The 6,236-nt window shown below is 40.9% G+C and carries 6 protein-coding genes; 5 read left to right on the forward strand and 1 reads right to left on the reverse strand.

Features of this window, described 5'->3' with window-relative positions:
* Positions 1-7: 7 nt before the first annotated feature.
* From G4407_RS13905 to G4407_RS13925, 5 genes are all read left to right on the forward strand, one after another.
* On the forward strand, positions 8-457 hold the full coding sequence (locus G4407_RS13905) for a NanQ anomerase/TabA/YiaL family protein (protein ID WP_055284298.1): 450 nt from the start codon (positions 8-10) through the stop codon (positions 455-457).
* 93 nt (positions 458-550) lie between these two features.
* Complete coding sequence (locus G4407_RS13910; RefSeq protein ID WP_173689356.1) at positions 551-1,432, forward strand: ROK family protein; 882 nt, start codon at positions 551-553, stop codon at positions 1,430-1,432.
* 38 nt (positions 1,433-1,470) lie between these two features.
* Positions 1,471-2,307 carry a MurR/RpiR family transcriptional regulator gene (locus G4407_RS13915; RefSeq protein WP_173689357.1) on the forward strand — a complete coding sequence of 279 codons (837 nt, stop codon included), beginning with the start codon at positions 1,471-1,473 and terminating at the stop codon, positions 2,305-2,307.
* A 47-nt stretch (positions 2,308-2,354) separates the two neighbouring features.
* Positions 2,355-3,506 carry an N-acetylglucosamine-6-phosphate deacetylase gene (gene nagA / locus G4407_RS13920; protein ID WP_118327269.1) on the forward strand — a complete coding sequence of 384 codons (1,152 nt, stop codon included), beginning with the start codon at positions 2,355-2,357 and terminating at the stop codon, positions 3,504-3,506.
* 43 nt (positions 3,507-3,549) lie between these two features.
* Positions 3,550-4,119: an SGNH/GDSL hydrolase family protein gene (locus tag G4407_RS13925; RefSeq protein ID WP_173689358.1), complete on the forward strand. Its 570-nt coding sequence runs from the start codon at positions 3,550-3,552 to the stop codon at positions 4,117-4,119.
* A 144-nt stretch (positions 4,120-4,263) separates the two neighbouring features.
* On the opposite strand, the gene G4407_RS13930 is transcribed toward G4407_RS13925, so the two are convergent.
* The gene (locus G4407_RS13930) at positions 4,264-5,991 is read right to left on the reverse strand and encodes an IS1634 family transposase (protein ID WP_173689359.1); all 1,728 of its coding nucleotides are present in this window, start codon (positions 5,989-5,991) and stop codon (positions 4,264-4,266) included.
* Between the last annotated feature and the right edge of the window lie 245 nt (positions 5,992-6,236).

Raw genomic sequence — 6,236 nt, forward strand, 5'->3', positions numbered from 1 at the left:
GATTTTCGTGATTTTTGGAAATATCAATAATTTATCAGAATTCCCATTCTTAGAAGAACAGGTAAAAGAGTGCTTTGAATATGCAAAGACACACGACCTTGCATCTTATGAAAAGGGAAGTCATGAGATCGATGGTGACAGACTTTTTGTCAATATCGTAGAATATACAACAACAACACCGGAAGAACGTTTCTGGGAAGCACATAAGAATTATCTGGACGTCCATGTAATGATCCATGGAAATGAACAGATCGATCTGAACTTCATTCAGAATATGGAATTAAAAGATTTTGTGGAAAAAGATGATTTTCTTCCGATGGATGGAGAAAAGAATTCTTCCGTAGTCCTGACAGATGGAGATTTCCTGATCTGTTATCCAAGTGACGGACACAGAACAGCGGTTCAGGTTCAGGAACCGGAAACCATCAAAAAGGCAATATTTAAAGTAAAGATTTAATCAGAAAAAGTCGAGGGCAAACCATAAAAGAACGGTTTGCCCTTTTCTGGCTGAACGAGTATAATGAAGGAAAATGAAAGAGGCAAAGCAGAGATGAAAAAATATATTAGTATTGACATCGGCGGCACAGCAATCAAATATGGTATTGTGAGCGAAGATGCAGAAGTATTGTTAAAGAAAGAAATGAAGACAGAAGCGCAGAAAGGCGGACCGGCGATCCTTGATAAAGTCATCGGTATCGTAGAAGCATTAAAAGAAGAGGCAGACGCAGGTGTGTGTATTTCTACAGCCGGTATGGTTGACATTGAGAAAGGTGAAATCTTCTATTCGGCACCGCTGATCCCGAATTATATCGGAACGGCATTCAAAAAGACGGTAGAAGAACGATTCGGAATTCCATGTGAAGTGGAAAATGATGTGAATTGTGCGGGACTTGCTGAGTACAAAGCAGGAGCGGCGGCAGGAAGTAAGGCGACTGTGATGCTGACGATCGGAACCGGAATCGGCGGCTGTATTTTGCTGAATGGCGAGGTGTTCCACGGATTCAGTAACAGCGCATGTGAAGTCGGATATATGCATATGGATGACAGCGATTTTCAGACACTCGGAGCAGCCAGTATTCTGACGAAGAAGGTTGCGGCATGGAAGGGAGAACCGGCAGAAAATTGGAGCGGATATCGCATTTTTGAAGAGGCAAAAAAAGGTGATAAGATCTGTAACCGTGCAATTGATGAGATGACGGATGTACTTGGGAAAGGTATTGCCAATATCTGCTATGTAGTGAATCCGGAAGTTGTTGTACTTGGCGGCGGAATCATGGCGCAGGAAGCATTCCTGAAGGACAAGATTGAAAAAGCAGTGGAAAAATACCTGGTGTCCAGCATGTGGGAGCATACAAGTATCGCATTTGCCAAAAACCAGAACAATGCCGGTATGTTAGGCGCATTCTATCATTTTCAGGGAAGACATGCATAGTCTGGAGTTATAAAATAAAGAAGCAGGAATAGTAAGATATGGAATATTATGCAAAATCAGTCGTTCCGATCATAGAATCGAATTATGATAAATTTACGACAGTGGAACGGAATATCGCAGATTTTTTTATACAGAACAGAAAGAAAGTGGATTTTTCATCAAAATCCATTTCCGAGAGACTCTTCGTATCAGAAGCGTCGTTATCCAGATTTGCGAAGAAATGCGGATATCGCGGATACAGAGAATTCATCTATCAGTATGAAGAGACATTTGTAGAAAAGCAGGAATCCATTACCGGTAATACGCGAATGATCCTGAATGCGTATCAGGAACTTCTGAATAAGACTTACAGTCTGGTGGATGAGGCGCAGATTGCAAGGATCAGCAGATATCTGAATCAGGCGGAGCGTGTGTTCGTGTGCGGAACCGGAAGTTCCGGTCTGGCAGCAAGAGAGATGGAACTGCGTTTTATGCGAATTGGTGTGGATATTGATTCGCTGGTAGAAAGAGATATGATGCGTATGCAGGCGGTATTTCAGGACAGAAGAAGCCTCGTATTCGGAATCAGTATCAGCGGATCCAAGGAAGAGGTCTTGTTTCTTCTGAAAGAAGCATATCGGAAAGGTGCGAAAACGATTCTTTTTACGGCGAACAACCGGGGTGGCTTCGAGCAGTTCTGCACAGAAGTTGTTCTGATTCCATCACTCAGACACCTGAATCATGGGAATGTAATCTCACCGCAGTTCCCGATTTTGGTCATGCTTGATATTATCTATTCTTACTATTTGGAACAGGATAAATATGAAAAAGAAGTTCTGCATGATAATACACTGCGTGCACTGGAAGAAGGAGAAGGGATGCACAGGAGTTTTTAGAATGTTAAGAGGTATGTTGGGAAAAAATAAAATGGAGGATATATAAAATGATAATCAAAAATGTAATTGTCTATACAGAAGACAAAAAATTTACAGCAGGCGGCATTGTTGTTCACGATGACAAGATCGAAAGCATTTACACGACAGAAAACGTACCGGATATGCCGGGGGAAGAAGTCGTTGACGGACAGGGGGCATACGCAATTCCGGGACTGATCGATCTGCATTTCCACGGGTGTATGGGAGATGACTTCTGTGATAACAGTAAAGAGGCTATTGAAAATATTGCAAAATATGAGGCTTCTGTGGGTGTTACAACAATCGCACCAGCAACGATGACACTTCCGGTAGAAGAACTGGAAGATATCTTAAGAACAGCAGCAGAATACAAAAAAGAGCAGAATCCGAAGGGAGCGGATCTTGTAGGCGTGAACATGGAAGGCCCGTTCATCAGCCCGGTGAAAAAAGGAGCGCAGGATGAAAGAAATATCATGCCTTGTGATACGGACATTTGTCAGAGATTCCTTGATGCTTCGGAAGGCCTTGTGAAGTTTGTAGGACTTGCGCCGGAAGAAAGCGAGGACGCAGTTGCATTTGTAGAAGCAATGAAAGATAAAGTGAACATTTCGCTTGCACATACCAATGCGGATTATGCACATGCGAAAGCAGCATTCGATGCCGGAGCAAATCATGCCGTACATCTCTTTAATGCGATGCCTGCATTCACTCATCGTGAACCGGGTGTTGTAGGAGCAGTGTCCGACAGTGCACATGTAATGGCAGAGATTATCTGTGACGGTGTACATATCCATCCATCGATGGTGAGAGCAGCGTTCAAGATGATGGGAGCAGACCGTATGATCCTGATCAGCGACAGTATGCGTGCGACCGGAATGCCGGACGGACAGTATACACTTGGTGGATTGGATGTAAAAGTAGTCGGTAATCATGCAACACTGGTATCTGATGGAGCGCTTGCAGGATCTGTTACAAACCTTGCAGACTGTATGCGTACGGTAGTTAAGAAGATGGAGATCCCGCTTGAGACGGCTGTAGCATGTGCGACGATCAATCCGGCTAAGAGTCTTGGAATTGAAGATACATATGGTTCGATCGCACCGGGAAAGAAAGCGAATATCGTATTATTAGACGAGAATTTGGAGCTTAAGATGGTAATTAAGGACGGACAGGAATTATAATTCATGCAATTTATAGTATAAGGCCATTTGGTGTTAAGGACAGATGAAAAAGATTATATTTTTAGGTGACAGTATTACAGATGCCAGTCATTGCTTTTTAGAAAATCCACTGGGAAACGGTTATGTGAATATGGTGGCTGAGAAGTTGAATGACAGTGACGGCGGAAGGAAGAAGTACGACATTATGAATCGAGGACATGATGGATTCACGATTCATGGAGTGAAACGTATATTGGAGAAGAAATGCATTTTAAAACGACCGGATGTCGTAAGCATTCTGATAGGATGCAATGACGTCGGAGTTATGATGAATACAGGAAAGAGTCTGGAAGAACAGCAGTTTGAAGCCTGTTATGAAGCCATTGTGAAAGAAATTACAGAGCAATCGGATGCAAAGCTTATCTGTATGTCGCCATTTATAGTGCCATATCCCGGAATGTATGAAAACTGGATTCCGGGAATAAAACAGACAGAAAGAATCGAAAAAAAGATTGCAGAAAAATATCATGCGGACTTTCTTACGCTTCAGGACATGATAATATTGAAAGCAGAAAAAGCAGGATATGAGAGTGTTACAACGGATAAAAGCTATACAAAGTGTCAGACAAAATGATTTTTTGCACGATTGGGTTCCAGTTTTTCTGGGGTTGTGATATAATCTCATCTTTGACAGTTGATTAGTTAAAAAAGTGCCACAATCCCTGTAAATACAAGGGGTGTGGCACTTTTGTCTGCATACACGAAATATAGTAATGTTTTATCTCCGCTTACTTTTTTTCTGAATTCCTTTCATTTTACGTTTTGTTATGAATTGATAGTCCGTTCTGAATCCGCAGGTTTCATGGAGATCGTCAGTGATTTCTTGACGTTCATATACCGGCATGAAGCCCTGTTCTTCTATATCCGTAAATTTTATGTCTTTTAAAGTGTGGAGTAATTGTTCTGTGGTATAAGTCCCTTTCAAGGAGCGGTTTAATAACCGGAAATGTAACAGAGCAAGAAAACAGGTAAGGAAATGAGCTTTAATCCGATCTTCACGGTTTAAATAAACGGGTCTATCTTCAAAGTCTGTTTTCATAGTTCTGAAACAGTCTTCAATCTGCCATCTTCCTTCACTGACTTTTAAGATATCTGCAACGTCATCATCAAGCAGATCGGTACATACCGCATAAAGACCGTCATACATTTCTTCTTCGGCAATCTTATCCGTATCAAGATAATAGTGAATCTTAGCTTTTTCTCCTTCGTTGGTTACAGCTATCTTATTTACAAATCTTGCAGGATCATTTGGATTTTTACGCTGTTTTTTTAGAGAGCCATTTGCAACCATTTTTTCTGCCCGACTGATCTGCTCTGCACGGATGGCTTTCTGGTAAGCAGCATATTTAGGGGAGTAGGTTATGATCAATCTTTGATCCAGTTTTTTTGTTGTAAATGGTTCGTCTTTATAATAAAGCTGGTTCTTGTCATCATCTGTCAGTTTTGTGAGGTCAACAGGTTTATCATCTGAGAGGCGTTTGAAGCCTGTTTTCTTTAAAGCCCATGTCCGGTCTTCGGCAGGCAGCTTTTTGATGGACTGAGTGACAATAAAGGCCCGCCGTCCCATGTGATTAAGAACACGGTTATCCTCAGAAGCAAGTCCGGCGTCACTGCAATAGATAAACTTATCACAGCCGAATTGCTGGAGAATCTTTGTTTCTAAAGGTTTTAAGGATTTCTGCTCATTTTGGTTTCCAGGAAAGAGTGAGAAAGCCAAAGGTATTCCGTCACCATCTGTAAAAAGTCCCATTTGAATAATGGGATTCGGACGGTGCTCTTTGCTTTTTCCGTATTTTTTATCTCCATCTTCCTGTTCGATTTCAAAGTAGTAGTTCGTGCAATCATAGAAAAGGATCCGATCCATTCTGTCACCGAGGAAAAAACTGTTTTTATAAACTTCTGATTGAATAAAATCCATTTCAGAAGCAAGAACAGAAAGAGCTCGGTACACATCATGAAGTTCATAAGTAGGAGGCTCAAGGAACTGTTTTGCTGCTCGGAAGGAAGAACTTTTGCTGGAAGGTTCCAGAACCCTTGTATAAATTAAATCAGATAAAATCGCATTAAGATCATACTCGAATTTATGTCGGCTTTTGATTTTTCTGCAGACAGAATCGAGCTTAAGCCCATAGTAAATCGATTGAAGGAAAAGATATCCGCCAGAAAAAAGTTTCTGCTTATTATAGTCCATGAGTCTGTTGGAATGAAATGGGATCATGACAGTAGCATCCTCTTTTTCACTTTTATATTTCAGTGTTTCAAGACGAGCCTGTTCATTTGCCCATTCAACAACTCCGTCACGATCCGTGTGGAGCTGCGCTGATAATTCAGCTAACGTACCTAATTTTCGGATGGTTTTGGAAGTACTTTTCCCATTGGCATTTGTATAGGACTGAGTGATGTAAAAGGACTCGGAATTTTTTGATTTTGATGTTGTTATACGCACAATAATCACCTCTGTCACTATTATACCATACATCACTAAATATTACTATATAATAAAAATAAAAATTTGACAAAAAAATAAGCCTATTTCAAGGCTTTGAAGTACTTTTTGGGATTTCAATGTGTCAAACTCCCGTGTACCAGCCTGGTAATAAGCGGACTCTGATATCTCCAGATAAGAATAGCATAAACATACTGGTTTGTCGAAAAAATAATCTTGCAATTACTGCGTTAACGTGTTATAGT

The sequence above is a fragment of the Allocoprococcus comes genome, from assembly GCF_013300725.1.
In the GTDB taxonomy this organism is placed as follows: Bacteria; Bacillota; Clostridia; order Lachnospirales; family Lachnospiraceae; genus Allocoprococcus; species Allocoprococcus comes_A.